Consider the following 24700-nt stretch of genomic DNA (forward strand, 5'->3'; position numbering starts at 1 on the left):
GCCTTTTTTTGAGCAAAAAGAACTGAAGAGCCCCGCAGATGCTGCGCAGGCAGCTCTGTTTTTTATAGCGTCTTGAACACTTCCGCAGCGGCTTCAACCGTGGCGGCAATGTCGGCGTCGGTGTGCGCGGCGCCCATGAAGCTGGCTTCGTACAGCGCCGGCGCAAAGTACACGCCCCGCTCCAGCATGCCGTGGAAGAAGGTGTTGAAGCGCTTGCTGTCGGTGGTCATGACCGTGGCGTAGTTCTGTGGCAGGCGGTCAAAGAAGAAGAAGCCGAACAGGCCGCCTTCGCTGTCGCCACAAAACGGAATGCCCGCGGCCTGCGCGGCGCGGGTCATGCCCGACACCAGGGTCTGCGTCTTGCGGCCCAGGGCTTCGTGGAAACCGGGCTTGCTGATCTCGTGCAGCGTGGCCAGGCCGCAGGCCGTGGCGACCGGGTTGCCCGACAGGGTGCCGGCCTGGTACACCGGCCCCAGGGGCGCCAGGTGTTCCATCACCGCCCGCTTTCCGCCAAAGGCTGCCAGCGGCATGCCCCCGCCGATGACCTTGCCCATCACGGTCATGTCGGGCTCAAACCCGGGAATGGCCTTGGCGTACACGCTTTGCGCGCTGCCCAGCGCGACGCGGAATCCCGTCATGACTTCGTCAAAGATGAACAGCGCGCCGTACTGGGTGCACAACTCGCGGGCCCGCTGCATGAAGGGCACGGAGGCTCGCACGAAGTTCATGTTGCCGGCAATGGGCTCGATGATCAGGCAGGCCATGTCCTTGCCGTGCAGCGCAAAGGCTTCTTCCAGCTGCGCGACGTTGTTGTACTCCAGCACCAGCGTGTGCTGCACCACCTCGGGCGGCACGCCGGCACTGGTGGGGTTGCCGAAGGTGGCCAGGCCCGAGCCGGCCTTGACGAGCAGCGCGTCGGCGTGGCCGTGGTAGCAGCCTTCGAACTTGAGGATCTTGCTGCGGCCGGTGGCGCCGCGGGCCAGCCGGATGGCGCTCATGCCGGCTTCGGTGCCCGAGCTCACCAGGCGCACCATGTCCATGGACGGCACGAGCTTGAGGATGGCCTCGGCCAGCTCCACTTCACGCTCGGTGGGGGCTCCGAACGAAAACCCTTCCAGCACCGCGCGTTGCACCGCGTCGACGACCGCGGGGTGGCCGTGGCCCAGGATCATGGGGCCCCAGGAGCCGATGTAGTCGATGTAGCGTTTGTCGTTGGCGTCCCAGAAATGGGCGCCCTGCGCCCGGGACACGAAGCGGGGTGTGCCCCCCACGGCCTTGAAGGCGCGCACGGGCGAATTCACGCCGCCGGGGATGACGTGTTGGGCGCGTTGGAACAGTTGCAGATTGCGGTCAGTGTCGGGTGTCATTGGGTGAGATTTCAAAGGAGGATTCTTGCAGTTCGTCATCATCGGTTTGCGGGTGCGCCCAGAACAGGCGGTCTGGCAGCACGCTGCCCATGCCGGGACGAAAGCCGCTTTCCAGGCAGCGGTCCAGGTAGCTCAGGGCCTCGGTTGCTGCCTCGGACAGTTCGCTGCCGCTGGCAATCAGGGCGGCCAGTGCTGCTGACAGGGTGTCGCCGGCGCCGGCAAAGATCGCTTCGAAGTGTTCGAACTTGTTGCTGCACAGCACCGCCGTGGGGCTGCACAGCACGTTGTCAATGAACTGGTCGGGCAGCGGGATGCCCGTGACCAGCGTATAGGGCACGCCGAATTCGTTGGCGGCGCGGGCAATGTCGCGGGCGGACGGACTGCGCTCGGCACTCCAGTCCGGCAGCAGCCAGCGCGAGAGGGTGCTGTGGTTTCCGACCAACACCGTCGTCTGGGGTAGCAACAATTCGTTACAAGCGTCCTGGTACAGGTCAATCTGGTCTTCCTGCCACCAGGAGAGGTCGGGCATGTAGGTCACCAGCGGCACGTCGGCGTAGTCCGATGCCAGTTCGGCTACGGCGCTGAGGTTCTCGGGCGAGCCGACAAACCCGACCTTGATGACTTGCACGGGCACGTCTTCCAGGATGGTGCGGGCTTGTTCGGTGACGGCCTCGTCGTCCATGGCAAAGTGGTCGTACACCTCGGTCGTGTCGCGGGCATAGGCGCCGGTGATGACGGGCAGGGCGTGGGCTCCGACCGAAGCCATGGCGGTGATGTCGGCCGTGATGCCACCGGCTCCGCTGGGATCGTTGGCATTAAAGACCATGACGCAGGCCGACGGTCCGTCGTCGATGACGTCGTCGTCTTCTTCGGGCGCGGGAGATGCCGGCATGGGGGAGCCTGTCTTAGGGTTTGTCATCAGGCTAAATGGTGCACTTGTGGCTGAGGGACCTCATTTTGCCTAGAACGCCTCTATACAATCGTTGCATTCTATTCGAAGGCCCTTTAAGCTGTGAGTGATACTAAAGCGTGGATGTGTCTGATTTGCGGTTGGATATATGACGAGGCGACCGGTGCGCCCGATCATGGAATTCCACCCGGTACCCGCTGGGCAGACGTACCCATGAACTGGACGTGTCCCGAGTGCGGCGCGCGTAAGGAAGATTTTGAAATGGTTCAGATTTGAAAGAACAATGTTTGGACGGCGCAGGTTGTCCCCCATACATCCACGCCTGTTCAGGAGCACAGTTTTGTGAGTAACACCGCACCCACGTACAAGGTTCTGGTCATCGACGACAGCAACACCATCCGGCGCAGCGCAGAAATCTTTCTCAAGCAGGGCGGCCACGAGGTGATGCTGGCGGAAGATGGTTTTGACGCGCTGGCCAAGGTCAACGATTACCAGCCACACCTGATTTTTTGCGACATCCTGATGCCCCGGCTGGACGGCTACCAGACCTGTGCCATCATCAAGCGCAACCCTAAGTACTCTTCCGTGCCGGTGGTGATGCTGTCCTCCAAGGACGGCGTCTTCGACAAGGCGCGCGGCCGCATGGTCGGCGCCCAGCACTATTTGACCAAACCTTTTACCAAAGACCAATTGCTGCAAGCGGTGCAGCAGTTCGGGGCTGTTTTGCAAGGAGCTAATTGATGGCAATCAACAAAGTACTCATCGTCGATGATTCAAAAACCGAACTCATGTTCCTGACGGACCTGTTGCAGAAGAACGGCTTTGTAGTGCGGACTGCCGAGAATGCAGACGAGGCGTTCAAGCGCTTGGCCGATGAGAAACCCGACCTGATCCTGATGGATGTGGTCATGCCGGGGCAAAACGGTTTCCAGTTGACGCGTGCCATCAACCGCACGCCCGAGTACACCGATGTGCCCATCATCATCTGCACCAGCAAGAACCTGGAAACCGACCGGGTGTGGGGCATGCGCCAGGGCGCGCGGGACTACATCACCAAGCCGGTGGATTCGGCCGAGCTGTTTGCCAAGATCAAGGCACTGGGTTGATTCGCCACTGACATGGCAACCAACCGAGAAGCACTTCGAGAGCTCCAGTCCAGACTGGCCAGCCGCCTGCAGGCCGCCCGCGCGGAAGGTATGTCCGTTGCCTGGCTGGCCGTGCAGGCCGGCGGGCAGCATTACCTGTTCCCGCTGGGTCAATCCGGAGAGATCTTTCCGCTGTCGAGCCTGCAGTCGGTGCCGTATGCCCGCAGCTGGTTTCGTGGCGTTCTCAACATCCGGGGCGGCCTGTACGGCGTGGTCGATCTGGCGGGCTTCGTGGCCGAGGACGGTGGTATTGCGCGAACCGAGCCGGCCGCGCAGGACCCCAGCGTGGTTACGCTGAATGTCGCACTCGAGGTGAACTGCGCATTGCAGGTCGATGGCCTGCTGGGGCTGCGGGGCGCGGACGCCTTTGCGTCCTCCTCGCCCCCGGCGCCCGAAGCACCGCCCTATTTCGGAAACCGTTTTGTGGATGCTGCCGGCAAGCACTGGCAGGAGATCAATCTGCGCACCCTGTCCCAAACCCCTCAATTCCTGAGTATCAGCGTTTAGACCACCCGTAAGGCCTCACCATGTCCGTAGTCGATCAATTGAAGAACCTGTTTACCAAAAAGCAGTCGGAGTCCGAACTGGATTCGCGCCTGAGCCTGGCCATGCCGGAGGACTCTGTGAACGTGGCCGGGGCAGAAACCGTACAGGACGCGCCAGCACCGGTGAAGCCGGCGACAGTCGAGTCCGCGGCGGCTGCGGGTGAGGCAGCGGGGAACGAGCCAGCGGCCGCGCCGGTCAGCGAGGGTGACCTGATCTCCATTCCGGGCCTGGGCCAGCGCACGGTGGTCCAGCACCAGCGCACGCTGTCCATATTGCTGGGTTCGTCACTGGTGCTGTTGGCCGGGGTGACGTTTTATGCCCTGAGCCAGTCGGACAAGGTGGCGCAGCAGCTGGGCGCAACGGGTCAGTCCCTGATGCAGTCGCAGCGCTTGGCCAAATCGGTGTCGCAGGCCGTGGTGGGTAGCGCGCAGGCTTTCCCGGACGTGTCCGAGAGCGCCGGCGTTCTCGTCAAGACGGTGCGTGGTCTGCAGTCGGGCGACGACGAATTGCGCCTGAAAGCGCTGGATGACAACTACCGCCCCGAGCTGGACAAGGTCATGCCGCTGGTGGACCGTGCGGAGAAGAGCGCCAAGGCCGTCATGGGTCAGCAAAAGGTGCTGACCCAGATTGGTTCGGCGTTGCGACTGATCAACCGCCAGTCGTCGGATTTGCTGGAAATCGCTGAGAACATCCTGGCACTGAAGCTGCAGCAGAACGCGCCTTCGGTCGAGATTTCGTCCGTGGGTCAGCTGGTGATGCTGACCCAGCGTATCGGCAAGTCGTCCAACGAGTTCCTGACCGCGGAGGGTGTGAGTCCCGAGGCGGTTTTCTTGCTGGGCAAGGACTTGAACACCTTCAAGGAACTGGCCGAAGGTCTGCTGTCGGGTAGCGCCGAGTTGCGCCTGTCGGCCACCAAGGACCCCGGCACGCGTGAGCAGCTGGAAGCCCTGATCAAGATGTATGAGGAAACACGGGTCCAGGCCAGCGCGATTCTCGGTAACTTGCAGGGCCTGGTTTCTGCGCGGGAAGCGCAGGACTCCATCATTGCGGACAGCGAGCCGCTGCGCCGCGACCTCGAAGCATTGCAAAGCAAGTTGTCGGAGCAGACCGGTATCGGTTCCGGTGCCTTGGCGACCCTGGCTGCCGCCGCGCTGTTTGCGCTGATTTGTGCCGGTGGACTGTCGTATGTCCAGCTGCAGGACAGCCGCAAGCGCCAGGTGGTGGCCGAAGACCAGCGGCTGGAAGCGGAACGCCAGGAGCACGAGGCCAAGCGCGTCAACGACGCCAACCAGGCCGCCATTTTGCGTTTGATGAACGAATTGCAGACCGTTGCCGAGGGGGATCTGACCCAGGAAGCGACGGTGACGGAAGACATTACCGGTGCGATTGCCGACTCGGTGAACTACACGGTGGAAGAGTTGCGCTCGCTGGTGTCGAACGTGCAGAACACGGCGTCCCGCGTGGCGCAGACGACGGCCGATGTGGATGCCACATCCACCGAACTGCTGGCGGCATCCAACGAACAGCTGCATGAAATTCGCGAAACGGGTAAATCCGTTGTGGATATGGCCGGACGCATCAACGAGGTGTCCGCCCAGGCGCAGGAATCTGCGACGGTAGCGCGCCAGTCCCTGTTGGCTGCGGAGACGGGCCTGAAGGCCGTGCAGGACGCGATCGGCGGTATGAACTCCATCCGTGACCAGATTCAGGACACCTCCAAGCGCATCAAGCGACTGGGTGAGTCGTCGCAGGAAATTGGTGAAATTACCGAACTGATTTCAGACATTACCGAACAGACCAACGTGCTGGCGCTCAACGCCGCCATCCAGGCGGCCTCGGCCGGTGAAGCCGGTCGCGGCTTCTCGGTGGTGGCGGAAGAAGTGCAGCGTCTGGCGGAACGCTCCGCTGACGCGACGCGGCAGATCTCGGCGCTGGTGAAGGCCATTCAGACGGACACGCAGGATGCCATCGGCGCTATGGAGCGTTCCACGCAGGGTGTGGTGGAAGGGGCACGACTGTCCGATAACGCGGGTACCGCGCTGACCGAGATTGATAGCGTGTCCCGCCGGGTTGCGGCGCTGATTGAGCAGATTTCAGGCTCCGCGTCCCGCGAGGCCGGCTTGGCGAATGAAGTGGCGGAAAACATCCAGCACATTTTTGCCGTGACGGAGCAAACCGGAGAAGGTACGCGGGTGACGGCGACACAGGTTCGGGAACTGTCCCGCATGGCGGAAGAGCTGCGGCAATCGGTTTCGCGTTTCAAGATTGCTTGAGAGCCATCTGGTACACCCCCTTCGGAAACGCGATCAATAGTGATCTCCAGGAAAGCCTGAACCCATGTCATCGAATTCTGCCCTGCCTGGCGACAATGAACTAGCGACCAGCGATCTTGGCCCGTTGGCATGGGTTCTGGACGAGCTGCGCAAATCGCTGGATGGTGCAACCAAGGCGTTGCGCCGTTTTGTGCGCGACGCCGAGTTGGCCCGCGGGTCCGATCTGACAGAGCTCGATGCCAGCCACCTGCGCATCGCGCGCCAGCAGTTGCACCAGGCCGTGGGTGCGCTGGAGATGGTGGGGCTGGGTGCACCGGCCAAGGTGCTGCGTGCCATGGAGGCGCTGGCGCAGAAATTTGTGCAGCGTCCGGAGCAGTGCAGCGATGACGCGGCGAACAAGGTGGAGCGTGCCAGTTTTGCCTTGACGGAGTACCTGGAAGGGGTGCTCAAAGGCAAGACGGCCTCGTCTGTCGCACTGTTTCCCCAGTACCGCGCCGTCATGGAACTGGTGGGTGGTGATCGGGCACATCCGGCCGATCTGTGGCCCGTGGAGCTGCGCTGGCTGGAGGTAGGGCTGCCGTCCAACGTTACCGCTCTGGCCTATGCGCCCGCGGTGAGGGCCCAGATGGACCAGGCGGTCCTGAAGATCATGCGCACCGGAGACGCCAAGGCAGCCAGGAACCTGGTGGCGGTGTGTGCCGGGCTGGCGGCGGGGCAGTCGGCCCTGGACGCCCGTACTTTCTGGACGGTCTGTGCCGCCTATTTTGAGGCCGTTGCCCTGGGACTCTGCCCGAACGACGTCTACACCAAGCGGGTGTCCTCGCGCATTTTGCAGCAGTACACCTCCCTGGAGCGGGGTGACAGCAGTATTTCCGAGCGGCTGGCCCATGAGCTGGTTTTCTTCTGCTCGCTGGCCGTGCCAACAGCCGCCCAGCCTGCGCCGGTATTGCAGGCGGTGCGCAAGGCCTATGGCCTGACCGCCACCAAGCCGGTCGATTACGAAACCGAGCAGTTCGGGCGCTTTGACCCGGCCCAGATGGTGCTGGCGCGCAAGCGCATTGCGGCGGCGGCCGAAACCTGGTCGGCCCTGGCGGGGGGCGATACCAATCGGCTCAAGGTGGTGGCAGAGCAGTTCGCCACGGTTGCCGATTCGGTGCTCAAGTTGCATCCCGAAAGCGGAGAGCTGGCCCGGTCCCTGACGCATGCGATTGATGCCACCGTGCGCTCCGGCACGGCGCCGGTTCCGGCGATCGCCATGGAGGTGGCTACCGCGGTGCTCTATCTGGAAGCCGCGTACGAAGACCTGGACCCCACGGAATCCAAGATGGCGGACCGCAGCGCGCGGCTGGCACAACGGCTTGAGCATGTCATTGCCGGCGGCCAGCCGGAGCCCATGGAAGCCTGGATGGAGGACCTGTACCGTAGAGTCAGCGACCGCCAGACCATGGGCAGTGTGGTGGACGAGTTGCGTGCCACGCTGGCGGAGGTTGAGAAATCGCTCGACCAGTTTTTCCGCAGTCCGCAGGACAAGGCCCCTCTGCGTGAGGTGCCCAGCCAGCTGGCGCAAATGCGCGGCGTATTTTCGGTTCTGGGGCTGGATCAGCCGTCTCTGGCGGCCTTGCGCATGCGGGCCAGCGTCGAGCAGTTCCTGGTCGACGATATCGACGAGGCATCGGCCCGCACCGGCATTTTCGAAAAGCTGGGCAACAGCCTGGGCGCCATGGGCTTTCTCATCGACATGCTGAGTTACCAGCGTGCGCTGGCCAAGAAGCTGTTTGTGTGGGACGAAGACCTGGGCGAGTTCAAGCCGCTGATGGGGCGCGAGCGCGTGTCGGTGCAGGAGCCCGAACCGGTGCCAGAGGTGTCAGCGCCCCTGGAATTCGACCTGGGGTTGCCCGAGCCGGTTGCCGCGGTGCCGGAGGCGGCTGTCAGTGCACCCGCTCCCGCCGCGCCGGTAATGGCTCCCGCGGTGGCGCCGGCCAGCGTGGCCGCCACACCGTCCGCAGAGGAACCTTCCGAGGATGACGACGAAATCCTGGACATCTTCCTGGACGAGGCGCGCGAGGTGGTGCAAAACGGGTTGCAGGCCATTGATGCCTTGGTGGCCGACCCCACCAATCTGGCGGACCAGACGACCTTGCGCCGGGCGTTCCATACGCTCAAGGGCAGTTCGCGCATGGTGGGCCTGACCGACTTTGGCGAGGCCGCCTGGTCGTTCGAACAATTGCTCAACACCTGGCTGGCAGAGCAGCGTCCCGCCAGCAATGAGCTGATCACCGCCGCCAGCAGTGCCATGCACGCGTTTGGTCGCTGGGTGGAAGATATTGCCGGTAAAACGGGCACCGAGTGGAGCGCGCAGGACTTCCGCAAGTCGTCCGACGGCTTGCGCCTGGAAGGCTTGCTGATTCCGCTGCACACGCCTCCCGAAGGCGTCGATGTTGCAGCGGCCCCCGCGCCCGAGCCGGTGGCAGAGGTTGTGTCGGTGGAGCCCGAGGCCGTTGCTGCCGTGGCACCGCCGGATTTCGCTGCCACCCAGATGTTTGACGGGCTGCTGCCGGAGCCGGAGCAGGCCCATCCCGATTTCGTGGCGACCGAAATTTCCGACTTCGATCTGGAGCCGGCGCAGGCCGCGCCAGCGTCTGCAGCGACCGAAGTCAAGGAACTCGATTTCGGCGACTTTGACTTCACCGACATGACGCCGGCCGAAGCGCCTGCGCCCGTGGCGCAGGAGGCTGCGGATCTGGACCTGAGCGGTGTGCTGGATGCCGCGGTGGCGCCCGACGACGCCGTGCCCGCGCTGAATCTCACGCCGTCCGAAGTATCGCTGGATGACCTGGAGTTCCCTGCTGCACAGGCGGCGGTGGAGCCGCCTCAGGAGCCTGTCCCGGCGCCGGCCGAGGAACAGGTCAAGGTCATCGGGCATCTGCGCCTGAGCATTCCGCTGTACAACGTGTACCTCAACGAGGCGGACGAATGGTCGCGGCGCCTGCAGGTGGAGTTGAGCGAGTGGGCCATGGAGTTGCATCGCCCCTTGCCGGACTCTGCCGTCACGCTGGCGCACTCCCTGCTGGGCAGTTCGGCAACGGTCGGTTTTGTGGCGCTGTCCGAGATGGCGCGTTCGCTGGAGCAGGCTTTGCAGCACGTGCAGTTGCACCGCCAAGGCACGCCTGAACAGGCACAGGTTTTTGCCAGTGCGGCGGAAGACATCCGCCGTCTGCTGCACCAGTTCGCCGCCGGTTTCCTCAAGGAGGCGGATGCATCGGTTCTGCAGGCGCTGCAGGCGATCATCGCGACCGAGTTCCCCGCGCCCACCATGGACTCCGTGGCGGGTGTTCTGGATGATGAGGCGTTGCTGCCCGAGAGCCCTGAAACGGAGGCCTTGCCCGAGGTGGCCCCGGTTGTGTCGGCGGTCCCTGTCGCGCCCGTGGTGGCGGCGGCGCCGCTCACGGTGGCATCGGCCCAGGACGACGACATTGATGCGGTCGACAACCTCGATGTCGACTTGTTCCCGATTTTTGAAGAGGAGGCGACCGAACTCCTGCCGCAAATGGCGGCGGCCCTGCGCCAGTGGGTCAGTCAGCCGGATGACTTGGGTGCCCGCAGCGAAGTGCTGCGCGTGTTGCACACCCTCAAGGGAAGCGCCCGTCTGGCCGGTGCCATGCGTCTGGGGGAAATGGCCCACCGGATGGAGTCGAGCATTGAGCAGGTGGGAACGGACCAGTTGCAGGCCGTTCAGCTGGAGCCCCTGCTGACCCGTTTCGATGCGCTGCAGGCGGTCTTTTCCGGCCTGGGTGCCCAGGGTACCGCTGCGGAGTTGTCACAGGAGACCGCCGCACCGCTGGCCGAACCGGCTGCTGCCGGCGTGGCGCTGCCGGTTGCCCCCCGCAGCATGGCGTTTGCCCCGCCGCGCCAGTCCGCCAGCCAATCGGTCCGTGTGCGTTCGCAACTGCTTGACCGGCTGGTCAACCAGGCCGGCGAGGTGATGATTACGCGGGCGCGCATGGACGACCGCCTGACCCAGCTGCGTGGCTCCCTGGGTGAGCTCAGTGGCAACCTGGAACGGTTGCGCCAGCAGTTGCGGGACGTCGAGTTGCAGGCCGAGTCGCAGGTGCAATCGCGCCTGGCTCAAGCCAAGGATTCCGCACAGGCCTTCGACCCGCTGGAGTTCGATCGCTTTACCCGGGTGCAGGAGCTTACGCGGATGATGGCCGAGTCGGTCAACGACGTGGCCACGGTGCAGCGCAACCTGCAGCGCTCGGTGGAAGGCGCTGAAGACGATCTGATTGCCCAGGGTCGCCAGGCGCGGGAGCTGCAGCGCGATCTGCTGCGCACCCGCATGGTGGAGTTTGAAAGCATTTCCGAGCGCCTGTATGGGGTGGTTCGCCAGGCCGGGAAGGACACCGGCAAGCAGGTCAAGCTGGACATTACCGGTGGTTCCATTGAAATGGACCGGGGTGTTCTGGAGCGCATGGCCCCCGCCTTCGAGCACATGCTGCGCAACGCTGTGGCCCACGGTATCGAGGACGCTTCCGTGCGCGCCGCGGCGGGCAAGCCGGCGGTGGGCACGATTGCCATCCAGGTGAGCCAGGAAAGCAACGACGTCTCCGTGGCCTTCCGCGATGACGGCGGCGGCTTGCACCTGGACCGCATCCGGGCGCGGGCCCTGGACCAGGGACTGATCTCGGCCGATCAGGTGCTCGCGGAAGGCGATGCGGCCAACCTGATTTTCATGCCCGGATTCTCCACTGCAGACCAGGTTACGGAGCTGTCCGGACGGGGTATCGGCATGGACGTGGTGCGCTCCGAAGTCAATGCCTTGGGCGGGCGGATTGAAACCGCCACCCTTTTGGGGCAGGGTACGACGTTCAAGCTGGTGCTGCCGTTGACCACGGCGGTGACGCAGGTGGTGATGCTGCGCATGGGCGAGTTCACCATCGGTGTGCCTTCCAGTCTGGTGGAGACCGTCTTGCGCACACCTGCTGCCGTGCTGGAGCAGGCCTATCAGCGCGATGGCTTCGATATTGGCGGCGAGACCATCCCGTTCTTCTGGGCCGGTGCCTTGTTGCAGGTATCTTCCCAGAGTGATGAGACGCAGGACAGGACCCTGCCGGTGGCGGTGTTCCGCAGCGCGGGTCAGCGCCTGGCCATGCACGTGGATGAAGTGCTGGGTAACCGGGAAGTCGTGGTGAAGAACCTCGGGCCCCAGTTGGCCCGTCTGCCAGGTTTGGCGGGGGTGTCGGTGCTGGCTTCCGGTGCGGTTGCGCTCATCTACAACCCGGTGGCTTTGGCCGCCGTCTACGGTGAACAAGCCCGCCAGTTGCGGGCGGCGGCAGAGGCCAAGCCAGATGCCGCGGTTGCCCAGCCGGTGACCACCCTGATGGGGGAAACCCACCACGTGCCGTTGGTGCTGGTGGTGGACGATTCCATCACGGTGCGCCGGGTGACACAGCGCCTGCTCAAGCGTGAAGGCTACCGCGTGGCCTTGGCCAACGACGGCTTGCAGGCGCTGGAGCGGCTGCAGGAAGAGAAGCCTGCGGTGGTGCTGTCCGACATCGAAATGCCGCGCATGGACGGTTTTGACCTGGCGCGCAATATCCGTGGTGACGCGCGCCTGCGGGACCTGCCCATCATCATGATCACTTCCCGCATCGCGTCCAAGCACCGTGAACACGCGCTGGAGTTGGGGGTTGATCACTACCTCGGCAAGCCTTATTCGGAAGAAGAGTTGCTCGCCCTGGTGCGCAGCTACTGCGACAAGACGGTGGAAGCCTAGGCGGGCTTGCGCACCACGGCATAGCGCTGCAAGGTCCGGGCGCGGGCTTCGGCGTGGTCCACAACGGGAAGGGGGTAGTCCTTCCCCAGGACCAAGCCGGCAGCTGCCAGATCCACCGGCTTGGCCAACCATGGCGCGTGAATCAGTTTGGGGCTTAACGGCGCCAGCTGAGGCAGGTAGCGCTTGATGAATTTCCCTTGTGCATCGAACGTCTCACTCTGGCTGACTGGGTTGAAGATGCGGAAGTAGGGTTGCGCGTCACAGCCGCTGGAACTCACCCATTGCCAGCCACCGTTGTTGGCGGCCAGGTCGAAGTCATTGAGTTTTTCCGCAAAATACGCCTCACCCCAGCGCCAGTCGATGCCCAGGTGCTTGACCAGAAAGCTCCCGGCCACCATGCGCAAGCGGTTGTGCATGTAGCCGGTCTGGTTGAGCTGGGCCATGGCGGCATCGACCAGCGGATAGCCCGTGGCCCCTTGGCACCACGCGGCAAACAGCGCCTGCGCGTGGGGGCCTTGCTCCCACGCAATCTGGTCGTATGCCGGCTTGAAGGCGGCGGTGGCCACATGCGGGAAGTTCGCCAGGATCTGGAAGTAGAAATCGCGCCAGATCAGTTCGCTCAGCCACGTTGTGGCGCCCGCGCTGCCCTGCAGATGCCGCTGCAGGGCCAAGGCCACCAGTTGCCGGATGGAGAGGGTTCCAAAACGCAGATGCACGCTCAGGTAGCTGGGGCCTTTCACGGCGGGGAAGTTGCGCGTCGCGTCATACTGGTCCATGCGCTCCCAGAAGTCATCCAGCAACGCACGTGCGCCGGTGGTCCCGGTGCGCAGGCCCAGAGTGTGGAGGTTGGTTGGCGCAAAACCCAGCGTGGCCAGTGCCGGTACTGGCTGGACATAGGCCGGTGGGCGCTCGGCCAGCGCTGCCGCATGGGGTTCGCAGGCATGCGCGCCGGGCGGCGCGTCACCCAGGCGCGCCCGCCAGGCCCGCTGGTACGGCGTGAAGACGCTGTAGGGCTTGCCGGTCTGCGTCCGCACCTCCTGGTGTTCGAAAATGACATGGTCCTTGGCGGTGATCCAGGCCACGCCGCGGGTTTCCAGTGCAGCCTGCACCTGCGCGTCGCGGGTGATGGCCTGCGGTTCGTAGTCGTGCGCCGCAAAGACGGCCTGCACCTCCAATGCTGAAGCCAGCGCGGGGAGGATGGTGGTGGCAAAGCCGTGCTGCACGATCAAGCCGGCGCCGGGTCTGCCCGCCAGCGTGCGCAACTGGGCATCGAGCTCCACCAGCGACTCCCGGATGAACTCCACCCGCCGATCAGCGCGTGGCAATGCGTCCAGAATCGCGCGGTCGAAGACGAAAACACAGTGCACCTGCCGGCAGGACTGCAGGGCGGCGCTGAGCGCCGCGTGGTCCTGTGCGCGCAGGTCCCGCCGGAACCAGACCAGCCCCGTGCTGAATTCTTTTTGCATGACAGCCGTTAAAATCAAAACATGTCCGGCGATTCTGCATCCATCAACCTCACGAACCATTTTTTGATTGCAATGCCCGGGCTGGATGACGCGATATTTGCCAAGAGCGTCGTCTATGTGTGTGAGCACAGTCCGCGCGGCGCGCTGGGCCTGGTGATCAACAAACCCTCGGACATCAAGATGGAGGCCCTGTTTGGCAAGGTCGACCTCCCCTTGCTGCGCCACGACCTGACGGACAGCCCGGTGTTCCAGGGCGGACCGGTGCAGGTGGAGCGCGGTTTTGTCCTTCACGAGCCGTTGTTTGCACAGGGTGCCAAGCCCGAGGAGGCGCTGTACGCGTCCACCATGACGATTCCCGGAGGGCTGGAAATGACGACCTCCAAAGACGTGCTGGAAGCCCTGTCCAGTGGCTCGGGTCCCCGCAAGGTCCTGGTGTCGCTGGGGTATTCCGCCTGGAGCGAGGGGCAGCTGGAGACCGAACTGGGCGAGAACAGCTGGCTCACGGTGGATGCCGACCAGACGGTTATCTTCGACACGCCGGTGGAGCAGCGGTACGACAGGGCCCTGGCCCTGCTGGGCTTGCAGTCCTGGATGCTGTCCACGCAGGCGGGCCACGCATGAGCCAGGCACCCACGGTTCCCGCCGCCCTGCAGACGTTTCTGGCGTTCGATTTCGGGATGAAGCGCACGGGCGTGGCGGTCGGCAGCCGCTTGCGGGGCGCGGGCCAGCCGGCGGGTTCCATCCACGCGCAGGGCGACGCACGATTCGCCCAGATTGCGCAGCGGATCCAGGAGTGGCAGCCCGACGCCCTGGTCATCGGCGTGCCCTACCATCCGGACGGCGCGGAACACGAAAATACGGCGCGGGCCAGGAAGTTTGGCCGACAGTTGCATGGCCGTTTCGGCCTGCCGGTGTTTGAGGTGGATGAGCGTTACAGCACCACCGAGGCGCTGGCCAACGGCGCACACGATGCCGATGCAGAGTCGGCATGCATTATTCTGGAACAGTTTTTAAGGAGTCTGGCGTGAGTACACTGGTTCTGGATGCGGAAGCGCTTTACCGCGAGTTGTTGCGCGGGGTGCCCTTGATCAGCCAGCCCGATACCCGGCTGGTGGGCATCACCTCCGGCGGCGCCTGGCTCGCCGAGCGGCTGCAGCGGGACCTGAAGCTCCCTGGGCAGGCCGGCACCATTTCATCTGCCATGCACCGCGATGATTTCGCGCAGCGCGGGCTGTCGGCCGGCGGCCAGACGGTGCTGCCCTTCGATGTCAATGGGGCCCACATCCTGGTGCTCGACGATGTGCTCTACACCGGACGCACCCTGCGAGCGGTGATCAACGAACTGTTCGACTACGGGCGCCCAGCCAGCGTCAAGCTGGCCGTGCTGGTGGACCGGGGTGGGCGCGAATTGCCGGTGCAGGCCGACTTCGCCGCGGCCCGGGTGAGCCTGGGCCCGAACCAGTCGCTGGCCCTGGCGCGCAGCGACGCCGGCGTGTTCAGTTTTGACGTGAAAGAGAAAACATGACGAGCCCCCACGTTCATCATTTCGTGTATTCGCTGCCCCCCGAGGGGGCGCGAGCCTCCTGTGGGGCGGCCCGGCAGGAGGCCTGACATGCTGTACAAACGCAACCCCCAACTCAACAAGAACGGCGAGCTGATCCATCTGCTGTCGGTGGAGGGCCTGCCCAAGAGTATCCTCACGCACATTCTGGATACCGCCACCAACTTTGTCTCGGTTAACGACCGCGAGGTGAAGAAGGTGCCGCTGCTGCGCGGCAAAAGCGTCTTCAACCTGTTCTTCGAGAATTCCACCCGCACCCGCACCACGTTCGAGATCGCCGCCAAGCGGCTCTCGGCCGACGTCATCAACCTGGACATCGCGCGCTCCTCTGCCTCCAAGGGCGAGTCGCTGCTGGACACCATCGCCAACCTCAGCGCCATGGCAGCCGACATGTTCGTGGTGCGCCACAGCGAATCGGGCGCCCCTTACCTGATTGCCCAGCATGTGGCGCCACACGTGCACGTGATCAATGCGGGCGACGGCCGCCACGCCCACCCGACGCAGGGCCTGCTGGACATGTACACGATCCGGCACTACAAGAAGGACTTCTCCAATCTCACGGTGGCCATCGTGGGTGACGTGCTGCACTCGCGGGTGGCGCGCTCCGACATCCATGCGCTGACCACCCTGGGCTGCGCCGAGGTCCGCGTGGTGGGTCCCAAGACCCTGGTGCCGGCCGACATGGCGCAGATGGGCGTGCGGGTGTGCCACACGCTGGAAGAGGGCATCCGGGACTGCGACGTCATCATCATGCTGCGGCTCCAGAACGAGCGCATGAACGGCGCGCTGCTGCCGTCCATGCACGAATTCTTCAAGAGCTTTGGCCTGACGCCCGAAAAGCTGCAGCTGGCCAAGAGCGACGCCATCGTGATGCACCCCGGGCCCATCAACCGCGGGGTCGAGATCGACTCGGCCGTGGTGGACGGTCGCCAGAGCGTGATCCTGCCGCAGGTGACCTTTGGCATCGCGGTGCGCATGGCGGTGATGAGCATTGTTGCCGGAAACGAGGCCTGACATGAAAATACTGATCCAGGGTGGCCGGGTCATTGATCCCGCCAGCGGATTCGATGAAAAAGCCGACGTAGCCATCGCAGGTTCTGCGATTGCAGCTATAAAAAACATAGCATCTGATTTTTCCCCCGACACGGTGATCGACGCCCGTGGCTGCATCGTCATGCCCGGTCTGGTGGACCTGTCGGTGCGCCTGCGCGAGCCCGGCCATGAGCACGAAGGCATGCTGGCTTCGGAAATGGCCGCCGCGGCCGCCGGTGGCGTGACCAGCGTGGTGTGCCCGCCCGACACCGAGCCGGTGCTCGACGAAGCCGGTCTGGTGGAAATGCTGCGCTACCGCGCCGAGCGGCTGAACCTGGCCCGGGTCTTCCCGCTGGGGGCACTGACCCGCAACCTGGAAGGCGAGGTCCTCACCGAGATGCTGCAGCTCACCCAGGCCGGGTGTGTGGGCTTCAGCCAGGCCGAAGTTCCGCTGGCCAACACCCAGGTGCTGCAGCGCGCCCTGCAGTACGCCAGCACCTTTGGCTACACCGTCTGGCTGCGCCCGCAGGAGATGCACCTGGGCAAGGGCGTGGCGGCCAGCGGTGCGCTGGCCACGCGCCTGGGCCTTTCCGGCGTGCCGGTGGCGGCCGAGACCATCGCCTTGCACACCATTTTCGAACTGATGCGTTCCACCGGGGCCCGCGTGCACCTGTGCCGCATCAGCAGCGCCGCCGGCGTGGCGCTGGTGCGCCAGGCCAAGGCCGACGGTCTGCCGGTGAGCTGCGACGTCAGCATCAACTCCCTGCACCTCACCGACGTGGACATCGGTTACTTCGACAGCCGCATGCGCCTGAACCCGCCCCTGCGCCAGCAGCGCGACCGCGATGCCCTGCGCGCCGGCCTGGCTGACGGCACCATCGACGCCCTGGTGTCCGATCACACTCCGGTGGACGAAGACGCCAAGGCGCTGCCCTTTGCCGAGAGCGAGCCCGGTGCCACCGGGCTGGAACTGCTGCTCAGCCTGGCTTGCAAATGGGCGCAGGACAGTGGTGTGGCATTGCCCCGCGCCCTGGCGACCGTGACCAGCCAGCCCGCAAGCGTGGTGGGCGCGGCGCTGGGCCCGCTGGCCGCCAGCGCCGGGCGCTTGCTGGTGGGTGCGGCGGCGGACGTGTGCGTGTTCGATCCGGACGCCGCGTGGGTCGTGGAGCCGTCCGCCCTGCGCAGCCAAGGCCACCACACGCCATTTGGTGGCTACGAGCTGCCAGGGCGCGTGCGGGCCACGCTGGTAGGCGGGCACCTGGCCTACGCTGCCTGAGTCGCCCATGCGCCGCCTGCACGCCTGCTGGAAACTGCTGCGCGTGCTGGGCCACATCGTGGTGGGTGCGCTCACGATCCAGTTCGTCTTCCCGCGGCTCACGCCGGCCCAGAAAGAACTGCGTATTCAGGTCTGGGCCCTTGAAATGCTTGCGCGGCTTGCTATCAAATTAGTAGTGCATGGCCAGCCGCCCCTGACGGGGCCCGTCTTGCTGGCGGCCAACCACATCTCCTGGCTGGACATTGTGGTGATGCACGCGGCGCGCCACTGCCGTTTCATTTCCAAGGACGATGTGCGGCACTGGCCGCTGGTGGGTACGCTGGCCACCGGCGCGGGCACGCTGTACCTCACCCGCGCATCGCGCCGCGACGCCATGCGGGTGGTGCACCAGATGGCGGAGTGTCTGACACAGGGCGATGTGCTGGCGGTGTTCCCCGAGGGCACGACCGGTGACGGCACCACCTTGCTGCCGTTCCATGCCAACCTGCTGCAGGCCCCCATCGTGGCGGATGCGCCCGTCCAGCCGGTGGCGCTGCAATTCACGGATGCGCACACCGGCGTGCTCAGCCTGGCGCCCTGCTACGTGGGAGACGACACGCTGCTGCAATCCCTGTGGCGCACCCTGTGCACCCGCGACCTGGTGGCCGTGGTGCGTTTTGGCGAGCCCCAGTGGGCGCAGGGGCGCGACCGCCGCGTCTGGGCGGCCGATTTGCGCGCCACCATCGCCGCCATGCGCGGCGACTCAGGCGCTCAGGGCATGACTTCCACGTACTCGTAGACCTCGCAGTCCATGATCTGCTTGCGCACCGGCAGCGTGGCGGCATCAAACCACGCCTGCGGGTTGCGCTTGTCGATCTCCTGGCCCATGAAACGGATCAGGTCGCAGATCGGCTCGACCACGTTGGCGCGGTAGCGCAGGTCGTTCTTCACATACCCCAGGTACATGTTCTTCATGCAGTTGCCGCGGCACCAGCTGTAGGCTTCGCAGCTGTGGCAGGGCATGGCCGGGTCCTGCTGCAGCGGGCTCTTCTTCAGCCAGTTGGTCTTCACGTCGCCCATCTTCATGGCCGGCGCGTACATCATGTCCGGGCAGGGGTAGATCTCGCCGTTGGGCATGACGTTGAGCAAATGGGTGGACACGCGGCACTGCGTGGCGCCGGCGTACAGCTCCTGCGCGCGGGTGGGGAACAGCTTGTTGCGCACCATGCCCATTAGCGGAATCAGCGGGTACAGCACATCGGTTCGGGAGAAGAACTTGTCGATGAGCTGCACCAGCACGGCCTTGCGCTTGTCCACCGAGTCGCCGGCGTACATCTCGTCGGCCACGAACTGCCAGTACAGGTAGTCGAACGGTGTGCCCTCGGAGACCAGCTCGTCGAGCTCCTCGAAACAGGTGTCGGGGTTGCCCCAGGTGACGCGGGCGGTGACGCTGCCGCCAATGTGCTCGCGCACTTCCTTCAGGTTCTTCACCACCTGGCGGTAGATGCCCTTGCCGCGGTAGCCGTCGGTGGTTGACTCGCCGCCGTCGATGGAGGCCAGCACATTGGACAGGCGGTTCAGTGACCACTCAGGCAAGTTGTCGATCAGCGTGGCATTGGTCTGCAACTGGAAGCGAAAGCGCGGGAAGCGCTGCATCACTTCGAGCATGAGTTTCTTGTTCAGCGTGGGTTCGCCGCCGTAGAAGGTGACGTAGACCTCCTTGCCCTGCAGGTGCTTGTCCACAAAGGCGCTGAGTTGCTCGATGTCGTATTCCACATGGACCTGGGAGCCCAGCACGTCGCCCACGCCCAGCGAGCAGTAGCTGCACTTGAGGTTGCACTTGAGCGTGGTGAGCAGCTGCAGCTCCACGCGGCCGCCGACGATGGGGTTGGGGTCCGACTCGGGAACCGGCAGGGTGGCTTTGGAGGGCGAGAAATGGATGGGGCTGTGGGTATGCATGGTGTGGCGGTTAAAAGGCGTCGGGCGCCGATGTTAAGCGCCGGGACGCTTTAATCCGCAATCGGAATGCATGTTTCTGCGCATTGTTTGACCCAGTCGGGGTCGCCGCCAGGGTGCTGGGGAGTCCCCGTTTCTCACTTTTCCGGAGCAAGGGGTGTCGCCGGGCGGGGCAATTGGTCTAAGCTAGGCCTATCGCAATTGTTTTGGCTCATGGAGCCCCTGGAAATGAACATGCAAGCATGGAATCCATCGAATGCACGGCTGTCGTGTCGGTGCCTGGCCCGGACGGGCGCCGTGCGCGGTTGAACGCCGTGACGGTTTCCGGCATTCGCAGTGCTGCCCTGTCCGAGTACGCCGGGGTCGCGCGCGCCCTCGGGTTGGACCCGCTGGGCATGGTGCTGGCCATGAAGCTGCCGGCTGCCAGCCTGACCGAGCGCGACCTCAAGCTGCCCACCGACCGGGTGTGCGCCTTGCTGGAGGAGTCGGCCCAGCGCAGTGGCTGTGCCACGTTCGGCCTGGAACTGGCCCAGCACCGTCGTCTGTCGCACCTGGGTGAGCTGGGCCTGCTGCTGCGCGACCTGCCGACGGTGCGCGATGTGATGCAGGCAACCAGCGAGTTCGTGCGGTTTCACAATGCGTCCCTGGTCTATGCGCTGGAGCAGAAACAGGATGTGACCCACATCCTGATGGAAAACCGGGTCGCCGGCGGGAAGCCCACCCGCCAATTCAGCGAGTTTGTGCAGGGTTCGGCCTTTCGTATCTTCGTGAGCCAGTTTGCCGAGGCACGCGACCAGCTGCGGGTGTGTTTCCGCCACAGCGCGCCGGCGGACATGTCCCCGTACCAGAAGTTCTTCGGGCATACCCCCGTGTTTGACCATGACTTCAACGGCTTCGTGTGCCCGGTATCGCTGCTGGACCAGCGCAACCCCAGTGCAGACACCGATTTCTCACTCTACGCCCGCAACCTGGTCCAAGCCCGGGCCGGTTCGACGGCCGCACGCCGTGCCGACGACGTGCTGCGGGTCATCCTGCAACTGCTGCCGACAGGGCGCTGCGATGCCGAACACATAGCCGAGTGCCTGGGGGTCGACCGCCGCACGGTGCACCGCCAGTTGCTGCGGGAAGGCAAGACGGTCTCCGGCCTGATCGAGGAAGTGCGCATTGAACTCAGCGCACGCTACGTGCTGGCCTCCACACTGCCCATCAGCGACCTGGCGCCCATGCTGGGCTTTCATTCCACCAGTGCTCTCGTGAACTGGTATCGCCGCCGCTACGGCATGCCGCCCAGCCAGCACCGGCGCACGCACACGGGCCATTCCAGCGCGGTTTAGGGTTTTCCCCTGCCTGTCCCCAATGCGCAATTGATTGTCCCGCCATGAAAAGCGCGGCGGCGCGGTCTCCGGGAATATGCGCTCCATTGACCAACAATGTGAGAACGCCGCATGAACGTGAACCTGGAATTCAAGGACCCGGCCTGGGCCAAGCAAACGGTGGAGACCATCCGCCAGATCGCGACCGACTACCAACAGGAACTCGATGACTGCATCAAGAACGGCACGCTGCCGTATGGCTCGTTCCGCGAGCTGGGCAAGCAGAACCTGATTGGCGTGCTGTGCCCGGAAGAGTACGGTGGCTACGGGGGGAACGCGCCCGAATACTGCCTGGTGACGGAGACAATCGCCCGCTATGGCCTGCCGTCCACCCAAGCGCAGATCCAGGGCATGGTGTGGCTGCTGTTCTGGGGTACGGAAGAACAGAAGCGCAAGTACCTGCCCGGCATGTGCGACGGCAGCATCGTGTTTTCCGAATCCATCTCCGAGCCCGGCGCTGGGTCTTCGCTCAAGAACATGAACACCACCGCCCGGCGCGATGGCGACGACTGGATTCTGAACGGCAAGAAAGTGCACATCAACGGCGGCGCCGCCTGCCATGTCACCGTCGTCTTCGCCATGACCGAAGAGGGCATGACCGCGTTTCTGGTGGACACCAAGCTGCCCGGTTTCCGCTGCGAGGTGACCGACCCGCTGGGCTACCGCCTGGCGCTCACGGCCGACATGTATTTCGAGAACATGCGCATCCCCGGCGACGCGGTGCTGGGCCAGCCGGGCAATGCCATGGCCACCTTTCTCACCACCTTCAACATCAGCCGCCTGGGCAATGCCTCGGAGCTGATTGGCCAGGCGCGCCGCGCCCTGTCGGACGGCATCCGCTATGCCAAGTCGCGCGCGGTGGGCGACAGCAAGGTCACCGACTTCCAGGGCATCCAGTGGACCATTGCGGACTGCTACTCGGCGCTCTACGGCGCCTCGGCCGTGCGTGACCATGCGGCCAACCTGGTGCGCAAGGGAACCGAACACGCCGTGGAATCCAGCATAGCCAAGAAGCTGGCCATCGAGGCGGCGGAGAAAACCGTCAACGAAGTGTTTGCCCTGGTCGGCGGCCACGGCCTGTACTGGGACCAGCCGTATGGGCAGATTCTTCTGGATGTCAAAACCCTGCGCGTGGCCGGCGGCTCGCTGGAAATCCTGCGCAACTTCATTGCCCGCCAGATCCTCAAGGACGATGCGGGACAGAAAGGCATCGCATGAGCAACCTCGCTACGCTCATCACCGCAGCGGCCAAGTCACACCCGCAGAACGCATTCGGCACGCTGGAGTCCTCCCAGCCGTTGGGCGATGCGGTGGGCCACGCCGCCCGTCTGGCGCTGCACCTGCAAAGCCTGGGGCTGGGCCGCGGCACCCGCTGGGCCCTGGTGGGGCGCACCGGCAACGACTACATGCTGACCTGGCTGGCCGCGCAACTGGCCGGGGTGGAGCTGGCGCTGGTCAACCCCGAATACCCCGACGAGCTGATGGGGGCCATGCTGGATGACCTGCAGCCCGCTGCCATTGCCTGGTTGGACCGTCCGGCCGGTGATCTGGCCCAGCGTGCCGTGCCCCAGCTCGACCTGCGCGCCTGGTGGGATGCGCACCGCGCCGGTGGCACGGGTGGCGCATCCCTGGAGGGCCTGCAAGGTCTGGCGTGTGACGGTGGCGAGATTGCCAGCTACATCCATACCTCGGGCACCACCGGGCGCCCCAAGTTCTGCGCACTGAGCCATGAATACCTGCTGCGGCTGGGGCGCTTCATTGCCGACACCCTGATGCTCGGTTCCGGTGACCGTGTCTTCGCGCCGCTGCCCATGTTCCACATCAACCCGCTGGGGTATGGCCTGATCGGCAGCCTGACGGCGCGCGCCAGCATTCTGGGAACCGACAAGTTCTCGGCCAGCAAGTTCTGGCCCACCGTGAAAGAGCGCAACATCTCCGTCCTGATTTCGCACACCGCGCCCTCCATCATCCTGGCCACCTCGACCACGCCGGACGACGCCAAAGGCCATGGCCTGCGGGCCGCGTTCGGCATGGAGGCGACGCTGTGCGGCCTGTTCGGCATTCCGGTGGGGGTGGGCGGCTACGGTTCCACCGAATCTGCGGGCCTCAGCCACGCCTGGAATTTCCGCGCCGGCGACAAGCAGATGGCCAAGGAAGGCATCAGCAACTACGCCGGTCGTGCGCGCTACGACGTGGGCTGGACCGTCAGCGGCGATGGTGAAATTCTGACCCGCGACAAGCTGGGCCGGGCGATCTTCTCGGGCTATGTGCGCGACGGCAAGGTGGTGTCGCCCCTGGACCCGGATGGCTGGTTCCATACGGGCGACAAGGGGCGCATCGACGAATACGGCAACCTGGTGTTCATTGAGCGCATGAACGAAGCCATCCGTGTCAAAGGCGAGTATGTCCCCATCGAATTTGTCGAGACGGCGCTTACCCAATGCGCCTCGCTGGGCAATTTCGCGCTGTGGCGGGTCGACAGTGCCACAACGGGCCACGAAGTGGTGGTCTACACCGAGTCGGACGCTGTCAACCTGGACGAAGTGCGTGCCGCCGTCGCACCGCTGCCCCGCTTCATGCAGCCGCTGCAGGTGATCCGCGTGGCGGCGCTGCCGCGCACCGGTGTGGGCAAGGTTCAGCGCGGCCAGCTCAATGCGCTGGCCACGTTATCGTCTCTGGCACTCTGAACCATTCATCAGGAGCAAGGCATGACCTCTGTGGCTGTTACTGCAGTGCCCGCCGCGCAAGCGCGGCGCATGGTGGCGCTTCTGTTTCTGGCCATGTTCGTCAACTACTACGACCGCACCATACCGGCCGTCCTGATGGAGCCCATACGCAGGGAGTTCGGCCTGACCGACACTCTGCTGGGTGTCCTGAACGCCCTCTTTACCGTGACCTATGCCGTGTGTGGCATCTTTCTGGGGCGCCTGGCGGACGTGGGCGTGCGCAAGCGGGTCATGGGCCTGGGACTCATCGCCTGGAGCGCGGCCACCGCGTGGAGCGGCATGGCCGTAGGCTTTGGCTGGTTTCTGCTGGCGCGGGTTGGCGTGGGTATAGGTGAGGCAAGCTGTGCGCCCACGGCGCAATCCATGGTGGCCGATCTGTACGCGCCCGATCGGCGGTCGCGTGCCATGGGTGTCGTGATGCTGGGGCTCCCATTGGGCCTGGTGGCGGCCTTCTTCACCGGCGGGGCCATTGCCACCGCCATGGGTTCCTGGCACGCGGTGTTCTGGCTGGCGTCGGTGCCGGGCGCCGTGCTGGGCGTGGTGATGCTGTGCATGCCCGAGCCGCCGCGGCAGACGGCACGGCAAGACGGCTCCCACGGCGGCATGGGTCAGGCGCTGCGGCTGGTGTGGGCGTTGCGTTCCGTGCGCTGGCTCACGCTGGGGGCCATTGGCTTCGGATTGGCCGGCTATGTCGGAACCGGTTTCATGGTGGCCCTGCTGCAACGCTATTTCCACATGCCCCTGATCCAGGCGGGCATGGCCTCCGGCATCATGATCGGGATGACGGGCCTGGTGGCCATGCTGGGCGGCGGTTGGCTGGCGGACGTGCTGCAGCAGCGCTGGAGTGCGGGGCGTCTGGGCTTGACCGCGCTGGCATCCATAGCCGGCACTGCGCTGACGGCCATGGCACTGCTGCTGCCCTCAGCCCAGGTGACTCTGTTCGTGCTGCTGTTCTCGGTGGGGTGGCTGGCAACCTACCTCTTTCCCGTGTGTGCCTATCCCGCGCTGCAGGATGCCGTGCCTGCGCATCAGCGGGGCATTGCCATGGCGATGCACCTGGCCATTGGCAATGTCATAGGAGGCGGTGCGGGGGTGGTGCTAGTAGGGGCCTTGTCCGACCGCTTTGCCCGCGCATCTGCGCAGGCGGTTGGGCAGGCCGTCGATGAACTGCACCGCGGCAACGGTCTGCATACGGCCATGCTGCTGATTCCCGCCGCCCTGCTGCTGATGGCTCTGGCCACCTGGCAAGCCTCGCGCCACTTCGCTGCCGACGCCCAACGTGCGGCGGCCTGATTCAACCTGCACTTGCACCCCACA

General features: G+C 64.8%; 20 protein-coding genes. 16 read left to right on the forward strand and 4 right to left on the reverse strand.

The features are described 5' to 3' along the window. Nucleotides 1–62: 62 nt before the first annotated feature. Together hemL and thiD are read right to left on the reverse strand one after the other, a co-directional pair. On the reverse strand, nucleotides 63–1367 hold the full coding sequence (gene hemL, locus AC1Q5W_RS07650) for a glutamate-1-semialdehyde 2,1-aminomutase (protein ID WP_492644114.1): 1305 nt from the start codon (nucleotides 1365–1367) through the stop codon (nucleotides 63–65). Next, nucleotides 1351–2259 (reverse strand): bifunctional hydroxymethylpyrimidine kinase/phosphomethylpyrimidine kinase, encoded by a 909-nt coding sequence (gene thiD / locus AC1Q5W_RS07655; protein ID WP_492644113.1) that lies wholly within the window; start codon nucleotides 2257–2259, stop codon nucleotides 1351–1353. The genes hemL and thiD overlap by 17 nt, the downstream gene beginning before the upstream one ends. 141 nt (nucleotides 2260–2400) lie before the next feature. Here thiD and AC1Q5W_RS07660 point away from each other — a divergent pair, with 141 nt between their 5' ends. The 6 genes from AC1Q5W_RS07660 to AC1Q5W_RS07685 all read left to right on the forward strand — a co-directional run bounded on the left by AC1Q5W_RS07660 (nucleotide 2401) and on the right by AC1Q5W_RS07685 (nucleotide 12014). Beyond that, on the forward strand, nucleotides 2401–2553 hold the full coding sequence (locus AC1Q5W_RS07660; protein WP_492646129.1) for a rubredoxin: 153 nt from the start codon (nucleotides 2401–2403) through the stop codon (nucleotides 2551–2553). Nucleotides 2554–2619: 66 nt separating this feature from the next. After that, nucleotides 2620–3018, forward strand: a complete 399-nt coding sequence (locus AC1Q5W_RS07665; protein WP_492644112.1) for a response regulator — start codon at nucleotides 2620–2622, stop codon at nucleotides 3016–3018. Then, the gene (locus tag AC1Q5W_RS07670; protein ID WP_492644111.1) at nucleotides 3018–3383 is read left to right on the forward strand and encodes a response regulator; all 366 of its coding nucleotides are present in this window, start codon (nucleotides 3018–3020) and stop codon (nucleotides 3381–3383) included. Before AC1Q5W_RS07665 ends, AC1Q5W_RS07670 begins: the two co-directional genes overlap by 1 nt. Nucleotides 3384–3395: 12 nt before the next feature. After that, complete coding sequence (locus AC1Q5W_RS07675) at nucleotides 3396–3929, forward strand: chemotaxis protein CheW (protein WP_492644110.1); 534 nt, start codon at nucleotides 3396–3398, stop codon at nucleotides 3927–3929. Nucleotides 3930–3949: 20 nt separating this feature from the next. Then, nucleotides 3950–6241: a methyl-accepting chemotaxis protein gene (locus tag AC1Q5W_RS07680; RefSeq protein WP_492644109.1), complete on the forward strand. Its 2292-nt coding sequence runs from the start codon at nucleotides 3950–3952 to the stop codon at nucleotides 6239–6241. 64 nt (nucleotides 6242–6305) lie between these two features. Then, nucleotides 6306–12014, forward strand: a complete 5709-nt coding sequence (locus AC1Q5W_RS07685; protein WP_492644108.1) for a hybrid sensor histidine kinase/response regulator — start codon at nucleotides 6306–6308, stop codon at nucleotides 12012–12014. Here AC1Q5W_RS07685 and AC1Q5W_RS07690 read toward each other — a convergent pair. Continuing rightward, nucleotides 12011–13480, reverse strand: a complete 1470-nt coding sequence (locus tag AC1Q5W_RS07690) for a cryptochrome/photolyase family protein (protein WP_492644107.1) — start codon at nucleotides 13478–13480, stop codon at nucleotides 12011–12013. The two genes, AC1Q5W_RS07685 and AC1Q5W_RS07690, sit on opposite strands and share 4 nt — an antisense overlap. 21 nt (nucleotides 13481–13501) lie before the next feature. Between AC1Q5W_RS07690 and AC1Q5W_RS07695 the strand changes: the two genes are divergently transcribed. From AC1Q5W_RS07695 to AC1Q5W_RS07720, 6 genes are all read left to right on the forward strand, one after another. After that, nucleotides 13502–14101, forward strand: a complete 600-nt coding sequence (locus AC1Q5W_RS07695) for a YqgE/AlgH family protein (protein ID WP_492644106.1) — start codon at nucleotides 13502–13504, stop codon at nucleotides 14099–14101. Continuing rightward, nucleotides 14098–14508, forward strand: coding sequence for a Holliday junction resolvase RuvX (gene ruvX / locus AC1Q5W_RS07700; protein WP_492644105.1), 411 nt, complete (start codon nucleotides 14098–14100; stop codon nucleotides 14506–14508). The genes AC1Q5W_RS07695 and ruvX overlap by 4 nt, the downstream gene beginning before the upstream one ends. Further along, nucleotides 14469–15005: a bifunctional pyr operon transcriptional regulator/uracil phosphoribosyltransferase PyrR gene (pyrR, locus tag AC1Q5W_RS07705; protein ID WP_492644104.1), complete on the forward strand. Its 537-nt coding sequence runs from the start codon at nucleotides 14469–14471 to the stop codon at nucleotides 15003–15005. The genes ruvX and pyrR overlap by 40 nt, the downstream gene beginning before the upstream one ends. An 87-nt stretch (nucleotides 15006–15092) precedes the next feature. After that, nucleotides 15093–16055 (forward strand): aspartate carbamoyltransferase catalytic subunit, encoded by a 963-nt coding sequence (locus AC1Q5W_RS07710; protein WP_492644103.1) that lies wholly within the window; start codon nucleotides 15093–15095, stop codon nucleotides 16053–16055. A gap of 1 nt (nucleotide 16056) precedes the next feature. Continuing rightward, nucleotides 16057–17349, forward strand: coding sequence for a dihydroorotase (locus AC1Q5W_RS07715; protein ID WP_492644102.1), 1293 nt, complete (start codon nucleotides 16057–16059; stop codon nucleotides 17347–17349). 7 nt (nucleotides 17350–17356) lie between these two features. Then, nucleotides 17357–18127, forward strand: coding sequence for a lysophospholipid acyltransferase family protein (locus AC1Q5W_RS07720; protein ID WP_492644101.1), 771 nt, complete (start codon nucleotides 17357–17359; stop codon nucleotides 18125–18127). On the opposite strand, the gene AC1Q5W_RS07725 is transcribed toward AC1Q5W_RS07720, so the two are convergent. Continuing rightward, nucleotides 18100–19287, reverse strand: a complete 1188-nt coding sequence (locus AC1Q5W_RS07725; RefSeq protein WP_492644100.1) for a radical SAM protein — start codon at nucleotides 19285–19287, stop codon at nucleotides 18100–18102. The two genes, AC1Q5W_RS07720 and AC1Q5W_RS07725, sit on opposite strands and share 28 nt — an antisense overlap. 239 nt (nucleotides 19288–19526) lie before the next feature. Between AC1Q5W_RS07725 and AC1Q5W_RS07730 the strand changes: the two genes are divergently transcribed. The 4 genes from AC1Q5W_RS07730 to AC1Q5W_RS07745 all read left to right on the forward strand — a co-directional run bounded on the left by AC1Q5W_RS07730 (nucleotide 19527) and on the right by AC1Q5W_RS07745 (nucleotide 24676). Beyond that, entirely contained in the window at nucleotides 19527–20618 is a 1092-nt protein-coding gene (locus AC1Q5W_RS07730) for an AraC family transcriptional regulator (RefSeq protein ID WP_492644099.1), read from the forward strand. Between the two features lie 111 nt (nucleotides 20619–20729). Next, complete coding sequence (locus AC1Q5W_RS07735; protein WP_492644098.1) at nucleotides 20730–21875, forward strand: acyl-CoA dehydrogenase family protein; 1146 nt, start codon at nucleotides 20730–20732, stop codon at nucleotides 21873–21875. Further along, nucleotides 21872–23344 carry a class I adenylate-forming enzyme family protein gene (locus AC1Q5W_RS07740; protein ID WP_492644097.1) on the forward strand — a complete coding sequence of 491 codons (1473 nt, stop codon included), beginning with the start codon at nucleotides 21872–21874 and terminating at the stop codon, nucleotides 23342–23344. The genes AC1Q5W_RS07735 and AC1Q5W_RS07740 overlap by 4 nt, the downstream gene beginning before the upstream one ends. 21 nt (nucleotides 23345–23365) lie before the next feature. Further along, nucleotides 23366–24676, forward strand: coding sequence for an MFS transporter (locus AC1Q5W_RS07745; protein WP_492644096.1), 1311 nt, complete (start codon nucleotides 23366–23368; stop codon nucleotides 24674–24676). Nucleotides 24677–24700 lie beyond the last annotated feature (24 nt).

The organism is Rhodoferax sp. MLSD5-FHT05B10, from assembly GCF_058793415.1.

Bases quoted from the DNA above. Each gene is read 5' to 3' on its own strand.
- hemL (WP_492644114.1), bottom strand. From the start codon at position 1,367: ATGACACCCGACACTGACCGCAATCTGCAACTGTTCCAACGCGCCCAA.
- thiD (WP_492644113.1), bottom strand. From the start codon at position 2,259: ATGCCGGCATCTCCCGCGCCCGAAGAAGACGACGACGTCATCGACGAC.
- AC1Q5W_RS07660 (WP_492646129.1), top strand. From the start codon at position 2,401: ATGTGTCTGATTTGCGGTTGGATATATGACGAGGCGACCGGTGCGCCC.
- AC1Q5W_RS07670 (WP_492644111.1), top strand. From the start codon at position 3,018: ATGGCAATCAACAAAGTACTCATCGTCGATGATTCAAAAACCGAACTC.
- AC1Q5W_RS07675 (WP_492644110.1), top strand. From the start codon at position 3,396: ATGGCAACCAACCGAGAAGCACTTCGAGAGCTCCAGTCCAGACTGGCC.
- AC1Q5W_RS07680 (WP_492644109.1), top strand. From the start codon at position 3,950: ATGTCCGTAGTCGATCAATTGAAGAACCTGTTTACCAAAAAGCAGTCG.
- AC1Q5W_RS07685 (WP_492644108.1), top strand. From the start codon at position 6,306: ATGTCATCGAATTCTGCCCTGCCTGGCGACAATGAACTAGCGACCAGC.
- AC1Q5W_RS07690 (WP_492644107.1), bottom strand. From the start codon at position 13,480: ATGCAAAAAGAATTCAGCACGGGGCTGGTCTGGTTCCGGCGGGACCTG.
- AC1Q5W_RS07695 (WP_492644106.1), top strand. From the start codon at position 13,502: ATGTCCGGCGATTCTGCATCCATCAACCTCACGAACCATTTTTTGATT.
- ruvX (WP_492644105.1), top strand. From the start codon at position 14,098: ATGAGCCAGGCACCCACGGTTCCCGCCGCCCTGCAGACGTTTCTGGCG.
- pyrR (WP_492644104.1), top strand. From the start codon at position 14,469: ATGCATTATTCTGGAACAGTTTTTAAGGAGTCTGGCGTGAGTACACTG.
- AC1Q5W_RS07710 (WP_492644103.1), top strand. From the start codon at position 15,093: ATGCTGTACAAACGCAACCCCCAACTCAACAAGAACGGCGAGCTGATC.
- AC1Q5W_RS07715 (WP_492644102.1), top strand. From the start codon at position 16,057: ATGAAAATACTGATCCAGGGTGGCCGGGTCATTGATCCCGCCAGCGGA.
- AC1Q5W_RS07720 (WP_492644101.1), top strand. From the start codon at position 17,357: ATGCGCCGCCTGCACGCCTGCTGGAAACTGCTGCGCGTGCTGGGCCAC.
- AC1Q5W_RS07725 (WP_492644100.1), bottom strand. From the start codon at position 19,287: ATGCATACCCACAGCCCCATCCATTTCTCGCCCTCCAAAGCCACCCTG.
- AC1Q5W_RS07730 (WP_492644099.1), top strand. From the start codon at position 19,527: ATGGAATCCATCGAATGCACGGCTGTCGTGTCGGTGCCTGGCCCGGAC.
- AC1Q5W_RS07735 (WP_492644098.1), top strand. From the start codon at position 20,730: ATGAACGTGAACCTGGAATTCAAGGACCCGGCCTGGGCCAAGCAAACG.
- AC1Q5W_RS07740 (WP_492644097.1), top strand. From the start codon at position 21,872: ATGAGCAACCTCGCTACGCTCATCACCGCAGCGGCCAAGTCACACCCG.
- AC1Q5W_RS07745 (WP_492644096.1), top strand. From the start codon at position 23,366: ATGACCTCTGTGGCTGTTACTGCAGTGCCCGCCGCGCAAGCGCGGCGC.